The sequence below is a fragment of the Rhizobium sp. B21/90 genome (assembly GCF_019355815.1).
GTDB lineage: Bacteria > Pseudomonadota > Alphaproteobacteria > Rhizobiales > Rhizobiaceae > Rhizobium > Rhizobium rhododendri.
Window position 1 is genome coordinate 2733193 of the sequence record NZ_CP072162.1, and the last position, 17562, is coordinate 2750754.

Genomic DNA, 17562 nt, shown 5'->3' on the forward strand with positions numbered 1-17562 from the left:
CGGGCGATCCCGTTTCTACCGATCACTGCTCGTAGTGCTGACGCACGAGTTCGTCGAGCAGGCGGACGCCAAAGCCGGAACCCCAGGACTGGTTGATCTCGTCGAGCGGCGAACCGAGGGCGGTGGCTGCGATATCGAGATGGGCCCAAGGCGTATCCTTGACGAAGCGCTTTATGAACTGGGCGGCGCTGATCGATCCGGCCTGGCGGCCGCCGCTGTTCTTCATGTCAGCGAACTTGCTGTCGATCAGCTTGTCGTAATCCTTGCCGAGCGGCATCCGCCACAGGCGCTCGTTGGTGGCAAGACCGGCGGCCGTCAGGCGTTCGGCAAGCGTGTCGTCGTTGGAGAACAGGCCTGCATGCTGGCTGCCGAGAGCGACGACGATGGCGCCGGTGAGCGTCGCCAGGTTGACCATGAATTGCGGCTTGAACCGGTCGTTTGTGTACCAGATGGCGTCGCCGAGAACGAGGCGGCCTTCGGCATCGGTGTTGATGATCTCGATCGTCTGGCCGGACATGGACGTGACGATGTCGCCGGGGCGCTGGGCGTTGCCGTCGGGCATGTTCTCGACCAGGCCGAGGACGCCGACGACATTGGCCTTGGCGCCGCGTGCCGCCAGCGTGTGCATCAGGCCGATAACGGCAGCGGCGCCGCCCATGTCGCCCTTCATGTCCTCCATCCCGGCCGATGGCTTGATGGAAATGCCGCCGGTATCGAAGACGACGCCCTTGCCGATGAAGGCGATCGGTGCCTCGCCGGGCGTGCCGCCGTTCCACTGCATGATCGCCAGACGCGGCGGGCGGACGGACCCCTGGGCTACGCCGAGCAGCGCGCCCATGCCGAGGGTCCGCATGTCGCGCTCGGTGAGGATTTCGACACTAACGCCGAGCTTTTCCAACTCCATGGCCTTGGCGGCGAATTCGACGGGACCGAGGACGTTTGGCGGCTCGTTGACCAGGTCCCGGGCGAGGTTGACGCCGGCCGCAATCGCTTCCGAATCGCCGAACAGGACATCGGCTTGCGCAGCCTTGGCAGTGACGATGGTCACCTTGATTGCCTTGCTGGTCTTCTCGTCGTCTTCGCCCTTGCGGGTCTTGTAGGTATCGAAGCTGTAGGCGCGCATCAGCATGCCCAGCGCGAAATCGGCAGCATTCTGCGGGGTGACGTCGGCACCCGGGCTGTCGACGAAAACCGTCACGGTCTCGACCTTCTTCATGCGCGCTGCAGCGACGCCGCCGAGCTTCAACCAGTCATGCGGCGTGGTATCGGCCGGCTTGCCCGTCCCTATCACCAGGATCCTCTCGACGGGTGACCCTTCCGGCGCGACGATATCGAGGGTCTTCAGCGACTTTGCAGAATAGCCGGCGATGCGGGTTGCCTTGGCAACGGTGTTAGCAGGATCGACGTGCTCCGCGCCGGCCGGTCGTTCGCTGCCGATACCCTGGAGGAGGACAGCCAGTCCCGTCGTCGGCCGTGCCGAGGGTGCAAAGGAGATTTCGAATTTCACAGACATGTCAGCTCCACGATGTGCCCGATGCCGGGTCTTTGATGTGGGATCATTTAGGGTTTCCCCATTGAATACAAGCTTAAGGGCCACAAAGCCTGCATTAGTTCGCAGCAAACTGCGCGTACCAGTCGTAGCACGCCCCATACCCCTACACTTTATATCCATGGGAAATCGGCAGCGCGAAGGGGATGGTTGCCGGGTCTGCAAAGCGGCTGTCGCCCACCTCCGATCACAAACGACACACCATGGAAATATTTCGAGAAATTAACGAAATTTTCGCGTGCCGCTTGTCGCAAAAAAATAACAAACAGCGTAGAGGAATTGGAACTGCGAGGCCTGAGGGCTTTCGGAGACGCGTCGCATCAAGGGCCGGCATGAAACTACTTGAATCCTATATTACCCGGCGTGTCGGTTTGATGTTTCTGGTGGCGCTGCTGCCGGTTCTTGCCATCATCTGGACGACTCAGGTGTTGCAGCGCATCAATCTGGTGACGGACAGCGGCCAGTCGATGGGGTCGTTCGCGACGCTTGCCACCCTCATCCTGCCAACGATCATTCCCGTCGTGCTGCCTTTCGCCCTGGTGATCGGCATCACGCAGACGCTAACTGCCATGAACACCGATTCGGAATTGACGGTGATGGAGGCTGCGGGTGCCAACCGGATCGTGATCATCCGCCCGATCATGCTTCTGGCCGTCGCAGTCAGCATTTTCTCCTTTGCCGTCGACAATATGGTTGAGCCAAAGGCGCGTGTCGCGGCGCGCGACATGGTCGCTGCAGCTTATGCCGACCTTCTGTCCACGGTCATCGAGGAAAAGAACTTCCGCCGCATCGAAGACGGTCTCTATGTCGAGATCTCTCAGCGGATGTCGGGGCGTATCCTCAAGGGCCTGTTCGTCGCCGATTCCCGCGACCCGGCCTTCGACCTTATCTATTACGCCAAGGAAGGCGCCGTCGATCCGAGCGGCAAGTCGCTGCTGATGCATGACGGCGAAGTGCACCGCAAAACCGTCGACGGCAACGTCTCGGTCATCAAGTTCGACAGCTATTCATTCGACCTCTCGGATCTTAGCCAGAGCCGTGGCCAGGCCAATCTTCGCTCCGGCGACAGAAGCCTGCCATTCCTGCTGCATCCAGATCCAAACGATGCCGACTACAAGGCGAAGCCGACAGGCTACCGCGCCGAGCTTCACCGCCGCCTGACGGACTGGATGCTGCCGGCGATCTTTGCGCTGATCTCCCTCGTCATTGCCGGCGATGCCCGGTCCCATCGTGAGGCACGCCTGCATCCGATGGTGTCTGCGCTCACCATCTCGTTCGGCCTGCGCTGGGCGGATTTCTATGCCGCCAACCAGATCGAAGCCGCGCCCTATTTCATCGGCGTTCTCTATGCAATCAACATCGGTTCGATCCTGATCTGCATCTTCCTGCTGTCACGCACGAAGAAGCGGACCATGCCAACGACCTTGCGCAATCGCATCAGCGGATGGTGGCTGCGGGCGCAGGCGAAAATGCCGGCATCCGGTGGGAAATCGAGCGGAGGCAACGCATGATTTTCGGCACCCTGAACCGCTATTTCTTCCTCCGTTATGCCATCACCACCGGCTGGTTCTTCGTCGGTGTGACGGCCATCGTCTTCCTCGCCGATTTCAGCGAAAATGCCGGCCGGCTGTCCGGCCTTCCCGGCTACACCGTCGCCATCGGGCTGCTGATGACTGCCGTTCGCCTGCCGCTCATCCTGCAGCAGACGATGCCGTTTCTCGTGCTGTTCGTCGGCATGACGACGCTGATCGCGCTCAATCGTCGCTACGAACTGGTGATTGCCCGCGCCGCCGGCATTTCCGTCTGGCAATTCATGGCGCCGTTCATTTTCGGCGCGTTTATCGTCGGGCTGCTGACAATGCTGGTGCTCAACCCGATAGCGGCGGCCGGCCAGCGACAGGCGGATGCGCTCGAGGCGGACCTGCGCGGCGACCCCTCCTATCACAACCGGCTCTCCGTGCCGTGGCTGCGCCAGATCGCCCGCGACGACGATGTCATCATTGGCGCGAAAACCGTTGTCGACAACGGCATGACGCTGATGAACGCCGTTTTCATCCACTTCAATCCACAGGGCGACGTGGTGCTTCGGCAGGACGCAAACTCGGCTAAGTTGGAAGATGGTTACTGGCTTCTTACCGGCGTTGTGGAGCGTGCTCCGGGGGAGATCCCTGCGCACAAGGCTACGGTGCGCGTCCGTACGAATTTGAAACAGGATTTCGTGTCCCAACGGCTGGCGCAGCCTGAAACCATTGCTTTTTATGATCTTTCTAATCGAATTGAGATCGCACGAAGCTTTGGTATATCTACCAAGGCGTTGGAGACGCAGTTTAACTCCCTGCTTTCACAACCCTTCCTCATGGTGGCAATGACTCTCATTGCCGCAACCGTGTCTCTAAAATTCAGCCGTTTCAACCAGTCACGTTCCGTGATTCTGGGTGGAATACTCGCAGGCTTCGTGCTTTATGTCGTCAACGTGCTTGTAAAGGCATTCGGAAGTAGTGGCGTTGTGCCTCCCTTCGTGGCGACATGGATACCCGTGGTCGTCGCCTTGGCTTTGGGCGCAACGATCCTGCTTCATCAGGAGGATGGCTAGTGGCGGTCACTAACCGCAAACAGATCAGAAAGCTCTCGGCTGTCGTCTTGGCAGCACTGAGTGCCTACGTCGCGACGTCGCCTGCCGTATTCGGCCAGGACGGCTCGCCAATGAAAACCGCGAAGGTCAATGTACCGGCTGATTCGAAGCTGGTGCTGTCCTCGAACGAGCTGATCTATAACAAGGACACACAGGTCGTCACCGCTAACGGCGCGGTGCAGATTAACTATGGCGGCTACAAGATGGTCGCCCAGCAGGTCGTCTACAACCAGAAGACCGGCCGGATGATGGCGCTCGGCAATGTCGAGCTCATCACGCCCGACGGCAATCGCATGTACGGCGACAAGATGGACGTTACCGACAGTTTCTCGGATGGCTTCGTCGATTCGCTGCGCATCGAAATGCCGGACAACACCCGCCTTGCCTCCGAAAAGGCCGAGCGGGTTGGCGGTACGCAGATGATCCTGACCAAAGGCATTTACACGGCCTGCCTCGCCTGCACCAAGCTCGGCAAGGCACCGCTGTGGCAGGTGAAGGCGCAGCGCGTCGTGCAGAATGGCGTGACGCACACGGTTCGCCTGGAGCACGCCCGGTTCGAACTGTTCGGCCTGCCGATTGCCTACATTCCCTGGATCGAAGTTCCGGACAACACGGTCAAGCGCAAGTCTGGCTTCCTGTTCCCGACCTTCAGCGTCTCGCAAAACCTCGGTTTCGGCGCCAAGGTTCCCTATTACTACGTCATATCGCCGAGCATGGACGCCACCGTCAGTGCGACGGGGTACACCACGCAGGGCTTCCTGCTCGAAGGCGAATTCCGCCAGCGGCTTGAAAACGGCACCTATACCATCCGGGCTGCCGGCATCGACCAGAACAAGCCCGATGCCTTCACTGCAGGCACGAGCGACGCGGAATCCAAGACCCGTGCGCTGATCGCCTCCAAGGGCGACTTCCAGATCAATCCACGCTGGACGTTCGGCTGGGATGTGATGGCGCAGACGGACAACAACTTTGCCCGTACCTACGGCATCGAGGGTCTCAACCAGAGCACCCACACCAACGAGGTCTATTTGACGGGCCTCGGCAAGCGCAACTATTTCGACATGCGCGGCTTCTATTACGACGTGCAGGACGCCACCGAAAACAGCGACAGCGAGAAGCAGCAGGCGATCGCTGCCCCTGTCATCGATTACCACTATGTCGATCCCAAGCCTGTCTACGGCGGTGAACTTTCGGCGACGATGAACTTCACCAACATCTCACGCCAGGAAGTAGCTGCGCGCGACCTCAGCGACCTGACGACCAAGGATCGGTTTGAGGGACTGAAGGGCGACACCAGCCGCCTGACGACCGAATTGCAATGGCAGCGGACTTTCGCGACGCAGGGTGGCCTCCTCCTCACCCCGTTGATGGCAGCACGCGGCGATGCGTACGGCCTCGGCATGGACTCGCCGAATTCGATCGGCACCAACTACAGCTATTCCGGCAACTACGACGACAGCAGCACGGCCGCACAGGGCATGCTGACGGCCGGGATCGAAGCGAAATATCCGATCATGGTCTCGACGGCGAACAGCACACACGTGTTCGAGCCGATTGCACAGCTTTACGTTCGTCCGAACGAAACGCTGGCAGGCCGGTTGCCGAATGAAGACGCGCAGAGCTTCGTCTTCGACGCCAGCAACCTCTTCAATCGCGACAAATTCTCGGGCTTTGACCGGATCGAAGGCGGCACGCGCGCCAATCTCGGTATCCGCTACACCGGCAGCTTCGACAGCGGTTACAAGCTGACGAGCATTGTCGGCCAGTCCTACCAGCTGGCAGGACAGAACTCTTTCGACACGGCGGATCTTGTAAACGCCGGCGCCGAGTCTGGCCTCGAAGACAGTGTTTCCGACTATGTCGCCATGGCGTCTCTATCGACACCGCAGGGCTTGTCGCTGACGGGCTCCTACCGCCTCGATCACAAGGACATGTCGTTCAAGCGTGGTGACTCGACGCTGGGGTATGCGAATGCCGACTTCCAGACCTCGGTAACCTACACGCATATCAAGGCGCAGCCCGAATACGGCTTCACCTCCGACAACGACGAAATCCAGACACGCGCCCAGATCAACTTCAAGGACTACTGGGCGATCTTCGGGACAGTCAGCTACGACCTGAACAACAACGATGTGACCCGTCGCGGCGTCGGACTGTCCTACAGCGACGAATGCACGATCTTCAGCATCTCCTACCTGTCGAAAAGCGACAGCGTGGACCAGACTGCCAGCGACTGGTCTATCGGTGCGAAGATCACCTTCCGCACCCTCGGCGACATCAATGTCGGCAGCGCGTCGGACACCACCTTCTAGCAGCAAGCGCACGGTGACCGGATTTCCATCCGGTCACCGTGATATCGCCGCCCAAAGATCCCATTCCGTGCAAAATCCGTGTCATTGTTTCGCCGCAAGGATTGTGCAATTCCATAGCCTTGCTGTAGATGGTCGGCAGGAAATGTTGGCCCGTCCGGATACGTCCGGGACAGGAGCGGCCAACCGCTTGGACCTTTGAGAGGGATAGTCGATGTTTGCTGGACAGAACCCGGTACGCGCCATTTTAACCGGCGCTGTCGCCTTGGCCATTGCCACATCCCTGCCGATCTCGGGCCAGGCTGCGCCACAACAGCGGGGCGCTCCTCCGGCCGTCGCATCGGGCACCAGCGAGGTCAAGGTCCTCGTCAATAATGAAGTCATCACCAGCGGCGACATCGCCAAGCGTATCAACTTCATGCGCCTGCAGCACCAGACGGGCGACTTGCCCAAGCTCGCCAAGGAGCAGCTGGTCACGGAACTGCTGAAGCGCCAGGAAATCCAGCGCGTTCGCATGTCGGTGTCTACCACGGATGTCGATGCTTCCTATGCCCGCTTTGCCGCAAGCAACAAGATGAAGACGGAACAGCTGAACGAGGTCCTCACAAAGACCGGCGTCACGCCCGCGCATTTCAAAGCCTATATCGCCATCCAGATGAGCTGGCCGCGCGTGCTCAATGCCCGTTTCGGCGCCAGCGGCAAGCTCTCGCCCGACGAGCTCATCACTCGCATGACGCAGAACAAGAACAACACGTCGACCACGGAATATTTCCTCAAGCAGGTCATCTTCGTGGTGCCCGCCGCTAAAAAGGGAACGATGGAAGCCAAGCGCAAGGCGGAGGCGGATGCCTCGCGCGCGAAATTCCCGGGATGCGAGCAGGCCAAGGTGTTTGCCGCCACGATGCATGACGTCTCGGTGCGCGACCTCGGCCGCGTTCTTGCGCCGGAACTGCCAACCCAGTGGAAGCCGCTGGTCGAGGGCGCGACCGGCAACACAACGTCCTCCATCGTCACGGACCGTGGCGTCGAGTATCTGGCCATTTGCTCCAAGCGTCAGGTCAGCGACGATGTCGCCGCCGCCGCCGTCTTCCGCCAGGAAGATCTTGGCAAGAACGCCCAGGGCGAGGCCACCGGCAACGAGAAGAAATACGTGGATGAACTGCGCTCCAAGGCGCAGATCATCTACCGCTGATCTCTGCGGATGACAGCGCTCCACACCCGGCCACTGGCGCTTACCCAGGGCGACCCTGCCGGCATAGGCCTCGACATAACGCTTGATGCGTGGATGCGCCGCACGGAGCTGGGGCTGGCGCCGTTCCTGTTCATCGGCGACCCGGCTGCCCTTGCAGTGCGCGCCCGGTTGCTGGGACGGGACATTCCCCTTCGCGAATGCGATGCTGCGACTGCCTTCTCGATCTTCGCCACCGCGCTGCCGGTTCTGCCGGTGGCTTCGGGTGTGGACGTGGCTGCTGGCGTGCCGCATGTTTCGACCGCGCGCGGCACCATCGCTGCGATCGAGACTGCCGTACAGCTGACAATGGCCGGAGAGGCTGCGGCTGTCGTGACCAACCCGATTGCCAAGTCCGTGCTATACGAGGCTGGCTTCGGCTTTCCCGGTCATACGGAATTTCTTGCGGACCTTGCAGGCCGCCACAGCGGCAAGCGCTTCATGCCCGTGATGATGCTGGCCGGCCCGAAATTGCGGGCCATACCTGTGACCATCCACATTCCCCTGAAAGATGTGCCGACAGCGCTGACAGCAGACATCATCATCGAAACCTGCCGGATCACGCACGCGGATCTCAAGGCCCGTTTCGGCATTCCCCGCCCCCGGCTCGCGGTGGCCGGCCTCAATCCTCACGCCGGCGAGGACGGGACGCTCGGCAGCGAGGACAAGGACATCATCCACCCCGCCATCGAGGTGCTGCGCGCCGAGGGTATCGACGCCTTCGGGCCGCTGCCGGCCGACACAATGTTCCACGACGACGCACGCCATCGCTACGATGTGGCTATCTGCATGTATCATGACCAGGCGTTGATCCCGGCCAAGGCGCTCGGATTCGACGACTCCGTCAACGTGACGCTCGGCCTTCCCTTCGTTCGCACATCGCCGGACCACGGCACCGCCTTCGGCATTGCCGGCAAGGGCATTGCCAAGGCGGACAGTCTCGTGGCGGCCCTGAAGCTTGCTGCCGACCTTGCCCGTGTCGACAGGATATCTGCCTGATGGCCGCTCTCGACGGGCTGCCTCCCCTTCGCGACGTCATCGAGCGGTTTGGGCTGGATGCACGCAAGGCGCTGGGACAGAATTTCATTCTCGACCTCAACCTGACGCAGCGCGTGGCGCGGACGGCCGGTAACCTCGAGGGCATTACCGTCATAGAGGTCGGGCCCGGTCCCGGGGGACTGACGCGGGCAATCTTAGCGCTCGGTGCCAAGAAGGTCATAGCCATCGAGCGCGACCCGCGCTGCCTGCCGGCGCTAGCCGAGATTGCTGCCCATTATCCCGGCCGGCTGGAGGTGATCGAAGGCGATGCGCTGAAGATCGACTTTGCCGCGCTGGCGACAGATGGCCCCGTGCGCGTCATCGCCAACCTCCCCTACAATGTTGGCACACAGTTGCTGCTGAACTGGCTGCTGCCAGCCGTTTGGCCCCCGTTCTGGCAATCGCTGACACTGATGTTCCAGAAGGAAGTCGGCCAGCGGATCGTCGCTGCCGAGGGCGACAATCATTACGGACGACTGGGCGTGATCTGTGGCTGGCGCACGGAGGCCTATGCTGCTTTCGATATCTCGCCGCAGGCTTTCACGCCGCCACCCAAGGTCACCTCGTCGGTGATCCACCTGACACCGCGCGAAAACCCGATCCCCTGCTCCGTCGCAAAGCTCGAGCGTGTTACCGAGGCGGCTTTTGGCCAGCGCCGCAAGATGCTGCGCCAGAGTGTCAAATCGCTCGGTGGGGAAGCGCTGCTGGCGCGCGCCGACATCGACCCGACAAGGCGGGCTGAAACGTTGTCCGTGGAAGAGTTCTGCCGGCTGGCGAACTGCCTCTAAAGTTTCGGCACTTCTTCCAGCAAGCCCCGAATGAAATCGAACATACCGTGGCGACGGTCGCGGCGCAGACGCTCGGCCTTGACGATCGACTGCACCGAATCGAAGGCTGTGTTCAGATCCTCGTTGACCAGAACGTAATCGTACTCGCGCCAGTGCTCGATTTCGGCGCGGGAATTCTGCAGCCGCGTCGCAATCACCGCCTCCGAGTCTTCGGCACGGCGATGCAGGCGGGACTGAAGTTCCGTCATGGTTGGCGGCAGGATGAAGACCGAGACGACGTCTGCCGCCATCTTGTCTTGCAACTGCTGGGCGCCCTGCCAGTCAATATCGAACAGCATGTCGCGGCCCTCGGCCATGGCAGTCTCGACAGGCTCGCGCGGCGTGCCGTAGAAATTGCCGTGAACCTCTGCCCATTCCAGAAGTGCATCGGAATCCCGCATCCGCTCGAACTCGCGCTGCGAGACGAAGTGATAGTGGACATCGGCGATTTCACTCGGGCGACGCTGGCGCGTGGTGACGCTGACGGAAAGGCTGAGTTGCTTGTCGTCTGCCAGCAGCGTGCGGGCAATCGTCGATTTGCCGGCGCCCGATGGCGAGGAGATGACCAGCATCAGACCGCGTCGGGCGATTGGCAACGATGGCGAGGTCGCCGTATTCATCGTTCACTCCAAATTCTGAACTTGTTCGCGAAACTGGTCGATGACCACCTTCAATTCGATGCCGGCGTTGGTAACGGCTGCGGCATTCGATTTCGAACAGACGGTATTCGATTCGCGGTTAAATTCCTGTGCAAGAAAATCGAGCTTGCGCCCTATCGGGCCACCTTTCCTCATCAATTCGCGAGAAGCGGCAACATGGGCCTTCAGCCGGTCGATCTCCTCGCGCAAATCCGCTCTTGTGGCGATGAGCGCCGCTTCTGCGTGAAGCCTGTCGCGATCCAGCCCGGAGGCTGCATCCATCAACAAGGCGACCTGGGCTGCAAGCCTCGTGGCGATTTCAGCCGGCGACCGCGAGGGATCGCGCTCTATGGTATCCGTCAGCGTCTCGATGGTGGCCACTTGATCTAGCAGGACTCGGGCCAGCGCCTGCCCTTCCTGTTCCCGCATGGCCTTGAGGTCGTAAAGCGCACCCTCGAGCCCCGCCATGATATCGGCGTCGCGGCTGGCGACTGCATCGTCACCCTCGGGGGTCTCGCGAAACTCTATGATGCCGCGGATCGCCATCAGCGTATCGAGCTTCAGCGGCGCGGGATCGATGATGCCGGCCAGCTGATCGCGCATGGCAAGTACGGTGGCGAGCGCTGCCTGGTTGACGACCGCCTCGAAGCGGTTCTCGTCGGCCGAGATCGACAGGCTTGCCTGAATGTTGCCACGGGAAAACTGCAGCGGAACAAGGCGCCGGATGTCGAGTTCCAGACGCTCTAAGCCGGGCGGCAGGCGCAGGCGCAAGTCGAGCCCCTTGCCGTTGACCGAGCGCAGTTCCCAGGCCCAGCGGTAGCGACCGCTGGTGCCTTCACGCCGGGCAAATCCTGTCATGGACTGCAGTGCCATCAGCGTCTCCGTGCTTTGCTTCGGGTTACTTCTTCTTTGCCGGCGTCACAGTACCATTTTCTTCAGGTTGGCCATCGACAACGATATCGGTGCTGTTTACGCCCTTGTCGGCCAGGATCTTGCGCCAGCGCTTGACGTTGGCGTTATGCTCTTCCAGCGTCGCGGAAAAGACATGCCCGCCACTGCCGTCGGCTACAAAGTAGAGATCCTGCGACTTCCAGGGGTTGGCCGTGGCTTCGAGTGCATCGCGTCCGGGATTGGCAATCGGCGTCGGCGGCAAACCCTTGATGATGTAAGTGTTGTACGGCGTTTCCTTCTTCAGGTCCGATTGGTAGATCGGCCGGTCTGTCGGCTTGCCGTCCCCGCCAAACAGACCGTAGATCACGGTTGGATCAGACTGAAGGCGCATGTTCTTGGCGAGGCGGTTGATGAATACCGACGCTACATGTGCACGCTCGTCGGCAAGGCCGGTTTCCTTTTCGACGATCGACGCCAGTATGACGAGTTCCTGCTTGCTGGCGAATGGCAGGTTGGCGTCACGCTTTTCCCAGATCTGGTCGACCAGCTTCTTCTGGGCCGCAGCCATCTGGTCGACAATCTCGGCACGCTTCGCGCCGCGAGAAAACTTGTAGGTGTTCGGCTCGAGACTTCCCTCCGGCGGCAGGGCAGACGGCAGTTCGCCCTCGAGTATGGGATCGGCCTGAAGCTTGTTGAAGATCTGGCGAGTTGTCAGGCCCTCCGGCAGCGTGACGGAATAGAGAATGGACTTGCCGGACTCCATCAACTCCATGATGTCCTTCATGGACGCGCCGGCCTTGATCTCGTATTCGCCGGCCTTCAGCGTATCGCCGTCGCGGAGTTGACGGGCCGCCAGATATTTGAATATCCGCGCATCAGAAATGATGTTGCTGGCCTCCAGCCGAGAAGCGATTTCGGATGGACCCGCTCCGTTACGGACGATGAAGTTGGCATTGGTGGTCAGCGGTCCGGGAGACTGGTAGGTCGAGACGACATAGTAGAAGCCGATAACGCCCAGCGCGATGACGAATACGACTAGCGTCATCAGGAAGTTCAGGAATATGACCATCTGGCTGCGGGCCTTGCGGGACCGCTTCGGTGGCTCCGGCACGCGTTCGGGACGCAATGCCTCGTTTGGCGATTTAGGAATGATCGGTCCCTTCTGCCCCGCCGGCGTATCCCCGTTCTGGTTCGTGTCGTTCACCGGCAGTCCCTTCTTCTTGTCTTTGTCCGCTCTTGACCAAGCAATGCGGCAAAAACAGGTTCAGGATCTTCCGCGCACACGTCGCGCGCGAAAAATCAGCCGTTACCTGCCTCTATGCCTCATAGCGGCGCAGAACGAGCGACGCGTTGGTTCCGCCAAATCCGAAGGAGTTCGACAGCGCAATGTTGACATCGCGCTTGCGCGCGGTGTGCGGTACCAGATCGATCGCGGTCGGCCGCTCCGGATTGTCGAGGTTCAGCGTCGGCGGCACGATATTGTCGCGGATCGCCAGCGCCGAGAAAATCGCCTCGATTGCACCGGCCGCTCCGAGAAGATGTCCGGTCGCCGACTTGGTGGACGACATCGAGATCTTAGAAGCGGAGGCGCCGACCAGTCGCTCGACGGCGCCAAGCTCGATCGTATCGGCCATGGTCGATGTGCCGTGGGCGTTGATGTAGTCGACATCGGCTGCCGTGACGCCCGCACGCTTCAGGGCAGATGTCATGCAGCGGAAAGCGCCCTCGCCGTTTTCGGAAGGTGCGGTGATGTGGTAGGCGTCGCCGGACAGGCCGTAGCCGACCACTTCCGCATAGATCTTGGCGCCGCGCGCCTTGGCGTGTTCGAGTTCCTCGAGCACGACGATGCCGGCACCCTCGCCCATGACAAAGCCGTCACGGTCGTTGTCGTAAGGGCGCGAAGCCTTCTGTGGATCGTCGTTGTGCTGGGTCGACAACGCCTTGCAGGCGGCAAATCCAGCCATTGCAATGCGGCATACAGGAGCCTCGGCACCGCCGGCAACCATCACGTCGGCATCGCCAAAGGCGATGAAACGGGCGGCGTCGCCGATGGCATGGGCCCCGGTGGAACAGGCTGTGACGACGGCGTGGTTGGGGCCGCGCAGCTTGTGGCGGATAGACACCTGACCGGACACGAGGTTGATCAGACGGCCGGGAATGAAAAACGGTGAGATACGCCGTGGCCCCTTGTCACGCAACGTGTAGCCGGCCTCGACGATACCCTCAAGACCACCGATGCCGGAGCCGATCATCACGCCGGTGGCGATCTGGTCCTCGTCGGTCTTCGGGTGCCAGCCGGCATCGTTCAGCGCCATTTCGGCGGCGGCCATGCCGTAGATGATGAAGGGATCGACCTTGCGCTGTTCCTTAGGCTCCATCCAGTCGTCGGCATTGAACGTGCCGTCGCTACCATCGCCGACGGGAACCCGGCAGGCAATCTTGGCAGGCAGGTCGGAAACTTCGAATTCGGTGATCAGACGGGCGCCGTTATGGCCGGCGAGCAAGCGTGTCCAGGACACCTCCGTGCCACACCCCAAAGGAGATACCATGCCGGTACCCGTGATAACGACACGTCTCATCGCCCTCAGCCCCTGTCTTCGCGCATGCCATGCATAATATATGGAAAGTCCGGCATGACCGGACGAAAAAGGGCGGACTCCATGAGCCCGCCCTTTGATATTGCCAAGCTGTTAAGCCTGGGCCTTTTCGATGAACTTTACAGCGTCACCAACCGTCAGAATGGAATCGGCAGCATCGTCCGGGATTTCAACGCCGAATTCTTCTTCGAATGCCATGACCAGTTCGACAGTGTCGAGCGAGTCCGCACCCAGGTCGTCGATGAAGCTGGCGCCTTCAACAACCTTGTCGGCGTCGACGCCAAGATGATCAACAACAATTTTCTTAACGCGTTCTGCGATATCGCTCATGTCGGTTTCCTCGACCTTATTTCCTGATCAGAATGCCGTCTGGCACCCCTACCCTGTTTTCAACCTGCAGCACTCAATCGGAGCACCGTTGGCAAACCCGTTCAACCCGGCTTGAGATACCACAAAACCGCGCAATAACGGCATGTAGAATCTGCGTATTCGGGACGACTGTTCACAGTCATGGCCCGATTAACATGCTTTATCTCTGTCGCAAAGCCTGAAAATCAACCCCACGGGCCCGCCCGACAAGCTGTTGGGGACAAATTCTCTCCCCAACCGCAATTTCCATTTCAGATCATGGCCATGCCGCCGTTGACGTGCAGCGTCTGCCCCGTCACGTAGGCAGCTTCGCTGGATGCGAGATAGGCGACGGCCGCAGCGATCTCGGCACCGGTGCCCATGCGCTTCATCGGGATGGCGCCCATGATGCCGTCCTTCTGCTTGTCGTTCAGCTTGTCGGTCATGGCGCTGGCGATGAAGCCCGGCGAGACGCAGTTGACGGTGACGTTGCGCGTGGCGATTTCCTGGGCCAGCGACTTTGTCATGCCGATCATGCCGGCCTTTGAGGCGCAGTAGTTCGCCTGGCCCGGATTGCCGGTCGTACCGACGATCGACGTGATGTTGATGATGCGGCCGTAGCGGCGGCGCATCATCGGATGCGTGAGTTCGCGAGTCAGTCGGAATGTCGAGGTCAGGTTGATCTCGATGACATTATCCCAGTCTTCGTCGCTCATGCGCACGAACAGGCCGTCCTTTGTAATGCCGGCATTGTTGACGAGAATATCGACGCCTTCGAGTTCTGCCTCGGCCTTGGCGGCGAGCGCCTTGACTTCGGCGCGGTCGGAAAGGTTGGCCGGGAAGATCTTGACGCGATCGCCGAGTTCGGCTGCCAGTGCCTCGAGCTTTTCGACACGAGTCCCGTGCAGGCCGACGATGGCACCCTGGGCGTGCAGCGTGCGGGCGATTTCCTCGCCGATACCGCCGGTGGCGCCGGTAATCAGGGCCTTGCGGCCAGTCAGGTCAAACATGTGAGTTTCCTCATTCCTGGATGTTGCGTGCTTGGTAGCGCACTCGGTCAGCCGACGAGGCCGGCAAGCGCTGCTTGGATATCAGCGGGCGAATTGACGGCGATGCCGGTCACAGACTTGTCGATGCGCTTGGCAAGCCCGGTCAGCACCTTGCCGGCACCGATTTCATAGAGCGTCGTCACATCGTTTGCGGCAAACCACTGAACCGTCTCGCGCCAGCGAACCTGGCCTGTGACCTGCTCGACCAAGAGCGCGGCAATCTCGCCGGCATCGGTGACGGGAGCAGCACGGACATTGGCGATGACAGGTACGATAGGATCGGACATCTTGACGTTGGCGAGCGCTTCGCGCATCGCGTCTGCGGCCGGTGCCATCAGGCTGGAATGGAAGGGTGCGGAGACAGGCAGCAGGATCGCCCGCTTGGCGCCCTTTTCGGTCGCCAGTGCCGCCGCCTTCTCGATGGCTGCCTTCTCGCCCGAGATCACGATCTGGCCGCCACCATTGTCATTGGCGATCTGGCAGGCGCCGAGCGCCGATGCTTCCTCACAGACGGCAACAACGTCCGCCTGCTCGAGCCCGATGATGGCAGCCATCGCGCCGGTGCCGACGGGAACAGCTGCCTGCATGGCGTTGCCGCGGATGCGCAGAAGACGGGCGGTGTCGGCGAGCGTGAAGGTGCCGGCAGCACAGAGCGCCGAGTATTCGCCGAGCGAATGGCCGGCGACATAGCCGACCTTACCCTTGAGATCGAGTCCCCGGGCTTGCAGAACCCGAAAAGCGGCCATCGATACGGCCATCAACGCCGGTTGGGCATTGGCCGTCAGCGTCAGCTTGTCTTCGGGGCCGTTGAATATCGTCTCGGAAAGAGCCTCGCCAAGGGCGTCATCGACCTCGGCAAAGACCGCGCGGGCTTCGGGAAACTGCTCGGCCAGATCCTTGCCCATGCCGACGGCTTGGCTTCCCTGACCCGGGAATGTGAAAGCAACAGTCATTGTTTGGCGTCCTTGTTTGGCTTCCCAATCGGCATTCTTGCCCCCGGAGTCAAGAGCGCAGGCCTGACGGCACCGGGCTTTTGCGGATGCTAAGGCTCACGAATTTTTCTTGCACTTGCGAGAATTAGACCTAAATTCCCGCCGTCCTCCCGGACATGCATCCCCGCCAGATCCAAGGTTTTCCCATGAAATATCAGAATTTAGGCCGCACAGGCATTTCGATTTCGCAAATCTGCCTTGGCACCATGACCTGGGGCACACAGAACAGCGAAGCCGAGGCCCACGAGCAGATGGATTTCGCCGTCGAGAAGGGCATCAACTTCTTCGATACTGCTGAAATGTACCCCGTTACCCCGCTGTCTGCCGAGACACAGGGGCGCACTGAGGAGCATATCGGCACCTGGTTCGAAAAGACCGGCAAGCGCACGGATATCGTGCTCGCCACCAAGGTTGCCGGAAACGGACGTTCCTATCTGCGCGGAGGCCAGGGCGCCGACGCCGCCAATATCCGCCTGGCGCTCGAGGCCAGCCTGAAGCGCCTGAAAACCGACTATATAGACCTCTACCAGATCCACTGGCCGAACCGCGGCCATTTCCACTTCCGCCAGAGCTGGAACTACAATCCCTTCACCCAGGACCGCGCCGCTGTCATTACCAACATCGAGGACATCCTCCAGACGCTTGGCGAATGCGTCAAGGAAGGCAAGATCCGCGCAATCGGCCTTTCCAACGAGACAAGCTGGGGTACGCAGAAATATTTGACGCTGGCCGAACAGAAGGGCCTGCCGCGCGTCGCCAGTATCCAGAACGAATACAGCCTCCTTTATCGCCATTTCGATCTCGACCTTGCCGAACTGTCGCATCACGAAGATGTCGGGCTGCTGGCCTACTCGCCGCTCGCAGCCGGGCTCCTCACCGGCAAATATGTCGGCGGGGCCAAGCCAGAGGGCTCCCGCGCGGCCATCAATGGCGATCTCGGCGGCCGCCTGCAGCCGCTCCAGGAGCCGGCCGTCAAGGCCTATCTCGAAATCGCCAGCAAGCACGGCCTCGATCCGTCGGCGATGGCCATCGCCTTCTGCCTTACCCGCCCGTTCATGGCAGCAGCCATCATCGGGGCGACCACGATGGAGCAGCTGAAGATTAATATCAGCGCCGCAGACCTGACGCTGTCGCCCGGGGTGTTGGCCGAGATAGCCAAGGTTCATCGCCAATACCCGATGCCGATCTGAAGATTTCTCTTCTCCCCACCGGGGGAGAAGATGCCCGCCAGGGCAGATGAGGGGGACGCGCGGCATACCGTGTACCGCGTGAGGAGCGCCCCCTCATCCGACCCCTTCGGGGCCACCTTCTCCCCGGCGGGGAGAAGGAGACACAGCCACTTCCTCATATTCCTTCACCTCTCCCTTGCCTTTCCGCCAGAATCCCGTATAAGCCGCCCTGTTCGCAAACCCGGTCATCTGGCTGGTGGCTGAACGGAGGGCCGGTTTCCAAATGGAAATCGTT

At 60.9% G+C, this 17562-nt stretch carries 15 protein-coding genes; 7 read left to right on the forward strand and 8 right to left on the reverse strand.

Going from position 1 to position 17562, the window contains the following annotated elements; all coding sequences use genetic code 11:
- Positions 1 to 22 precede the first annotated feature (22 nt).
- Positions 23 to 1513: a leucyl aminopeptidase gene (locus J5278_RS13140; protein WP_209183341.1), complete on the reverse strand. Its 1491-nt coding sequence runs from the start codon at positions 1511 to 1513 to the stop codon at positions 23 to 25.
- A gap of 368 nt (positions 1514 to 1881) precedes the next feature.
- On the opposite strand from J5278_RS13140, the gene J5278_RS13145 reads away from it, so the two are divergent.
- From J5278_RS13145 to rsmA, 6 genes are all read left to right on the forward strand, one after another.
- Positions 1882 to 3060 carry an LptF/LptG family permease gene (locus tag J5278_RS13145; RefSeq protein WP_209183340.1) on the forward strand — a complete coding sequence of 393 codons (1179 nt, stop codon included), beginning with the start codon at positions 1882 to 1884 and terminating at the stop codon, positions 3058 to 3060.
- Entirely contained in the window at positions 3057 to 4142 is a 1086-nt protein-coding gene (gene lptG, locus J5278_RS13150; RefSeq protein ID WP_143122967.1) for an LPS export ABC transporter permease LptG, read from the forward strand. Before J5278_RS13145 ends, lptG begins: the two co-directional genes overlap by 4 nt.
- On the forward strand, positions 4142 to 6493 hold the full coding sequence (locus J5278_RS13155; protein WP_209183339.1) for an LPS-assembly protein LptD: 2352 nt from the start codon (positions 4142 to 4144) through the stop codon (positions 6491 to 6493). Before lptG ends, J5278_RS13155 begins: the two co-directional genes overlap by 1 nt.
- 211 nt (positions 6494 to 6704) lie before the next feature.
- Positions 6705 to 7682: a peptidylprolyl isomerase gene (locus tag J5278_RS13160; protein ID WP_209183338.1), complete on the forward strand. Its 978-nt coding sequence runs from the start codon at positions 6705 to 6707 to the stop codon at positions 7680 to 7682.
- Positions 7683 to 7691: 9 nt separating this feature from the next.
- The gene (pdxA, locus tag J5278_RS13165) at positions 7692 to 8717 is read left to right on the forward strand and encodes a 4-hydroxythreonine-4-phosphate dehydrogenase PdxA (RefSeq protein WP_209183337.1); all 1026 of its coding nucleotides are present in this window, start codon (positions 7692 to 7694) and stop codon (positions 8715 to 8717) included.
- Positions 8717 to 9544: a 16S rRNA (adenine(1518)-N(6)/adenine(1519)-N(6))-dimethyltransferase RsmA gene (gene rsmA / locus J5278_RS13170; protein WP_209183336.1), complete on the forward strand. Its 828-nt coding sequence runs from the start codon at positions 8717 to 8719 to the stop codon at positions 9542 to 9544. The genes pdxA and rsmA overlap by 1 nt, the downstream gene beginning before the upstream one ends.
- Here the strand turns inward: rsmA and gmk are convergent.
- The 7 genes from gmk to fabD form a co-directional block, all read right to left on the reverse strand.
- The gene (gmk, locus tag J5278_RS13175) at positions 9541 to 10203 is read right to left on the reverse strand and encodes a guanylate kinase (protein WP_111220453.1); all 663 of its coding nucleotides are present in this window, start codon (positions 10201 to 10203) and stop codon (positions 9541 to 9543) included. The two genes, rsmA and gmk, sit on opposite strands and share 4 nt — an antisense overlap.
- Before the next feature lie 3 nt (positions 10204 to 10206).
- Positions 10207 to 11094 (reverse strand): YicC/YloC family endoribonuclease, encoded by an 888-nt coding sequence (locus J5278_RS13180; protein WP_209183335.1) that lies wholly within the window; start codon positions 11092 to 11094, stop codon positions 10207 to 10209.
- 25 nt (positions 11095 to 11119) lie between these two features.
- Positions 11120 to 12322 (reverse strand): endolytic transglycosylase MltG, encoded by a 1203-nt coding sequence (gene mltG, locus J5278_RS13185; protein WP_247749061.1) that lies wholly within the window; start codon positions 12320 to 12322, stop codon positions 11120 to 11122.
- A 106-nt stretch (positions 12323 to 12428) separates the two neighbouring features.
- Positions 12429 to 13691: a beta-ketoacyl-ACP synthase II gene (gene fabF / locus J5278_RS13190; RefSeq protein WP_209183333.1), complete on the reverse strand. Its 1263-nt coding sequence runs from the start codon at positions 13689 to 13691 to the stop codon at positions 12429 to 12431.
- 111 nt (positions 13692 to 13802) lie between these two features.
- On the reverse strand, positions 13803 to 14039 hold the full coding sequence (locus tag J5278_RS13195) for an acyl carrier protein (RefSeq protein WP_027675866.1): 237 nt from the start codon (positions 14037 to 14039) through the stop codon (positions 13803 to 13805).
- A 290-nt stretch (positions 14040 to 14329) separates the two neighbouring features.
- Positions 14330 to 15067 (reverse strand): 3-oxoacyl-[acyl-carrier-protein] reductase, encoded by a 738-nt coding sequence (gene fabG, locus J5278_RS13200; RefSeq protein WP_209183332.1) that lies wholly within the window; start codon positions 15065 to 15067, stop codon positions 14330 to 14332.
- A 47-nt stretch (positions 15068 to 15114) separates the two neighbouring features.
- A complete protein-coding gene (gene fabD, locus J5278_RS13205) occupies positions 15115 to 16059 on the reverse strand; it encodes an ACP S-malonyltransferase (RefSeq protein ID WP_209183331.1) in 945 nt (314 codons plus the stop codon).
- Positions 16060 to 16244: 185 nt separating this feature from the next.
- Here fabD and J5278_RS13210 point away from each other — a divergent pair, with 185 nt between their 5' ends.
- Positions 16245 to 17288 carry an aldo/keto reductase gene (locus J5278_RS13210; RefSeq protein WP_209183330.1) on the forward strand — a complete coding sequence of 348 codons (1044 nt, stop codon included), beginning with the start codon at positions 16245 to 16247 and terminating at the stop codon, positions 17286 to 17288.
- The last annotated feature ends 274 nt before the right edge of the window (positions 17289 to 17562 follow it).

Bases quoted from the DNA above. Each gene is read 5' to 3' on its own strand.
- J5278_RS13140 (WP_209183341.1), bottom strand. From the start codon at position 1,513: ATGTCTGTGAAATTCGAAATCTCCTTTGCACCCTCGGCACGGCCGACG.
- J5278_RS13145 (WP_209183340.1), top strand. From the start codon at position 1,882: ATGAAACTACTTGAATCCTATATTACCCGGCGTGTCGGTTTGATGTTT.
- lptG (WP_143122967.1), top strand. From the start codon at position 3,057: ATGATTTTCGGCACCCTGAACCGCTATTTCTTCCTCCGTTATGCCATC.
- J5278_RS13160 (WP_209183338.1), top strand. From the start codon at position 6,705: ATGTTTGCTGGACAGAACCCGGTACGCGCCATTTTAACCGGCGCTGTC.
- pdxA (WP_209183337.1), top strand. From the start codon at position 7,692: ATGACAGCGCTCCACACCCGGCCACTGGCGCTTACCCAGGGCGACCCT.
- rsmA (WP_209183336.1), top strand. From the start codon at position 8,717: ATGGCCGCTCTCGACGGGCTGCCTCCCCTTCGCGACGTCATCGAGCGG.
- gmk (WP_111220453.1), bottom strand. From the start codon at position 10,203: ATGAATACGGCGACCTCGCCATCGTTGCCAATCGCCCGACGCGGTCTG.
- J5278_RS13180 (WP_209183335.1), bottom strand. From the start codon at position 11,094: ATGGCACTGCAGTCCATGACAGGATTTGCCCGGCGTGAAGGCACCAGC.
- fabF (WP_209183333.1), bottom strand. From the start codon at position 13,691: ATGAGACGTGTCGTTATCACGGGTACCGGCATGGTATCTCCTTTGGGG.
- J5278_RS13195 (WP_027675866.1), bottom strand. From the start codon at position 14,039: ATGAGCGATATCGCAGAACGCGTTAAGAAAATTGTTGTTGATCATCTT.
- fabG (WP_209183332.1), bottom strand. From the start codon at position 15,067: ATGTTTGACCTGACTGGCCGCAAGGCCCTGATTACCGGCGCCACCGGC.
- fabD (WP_209183331.1), bottom strand. From the start codon at position 16,059: ATGACTGTTGCTTTCACATTCCCGGGTCAGGGAAGCCAAGCCGTCGGC.
- J5278_RS13210 (WP_209183330.1), top strand. From the start codon at position 16,245: ATGAAATATCAGAATTTAGGCCGCACAGGCATTTCGATTTCGCAAATC.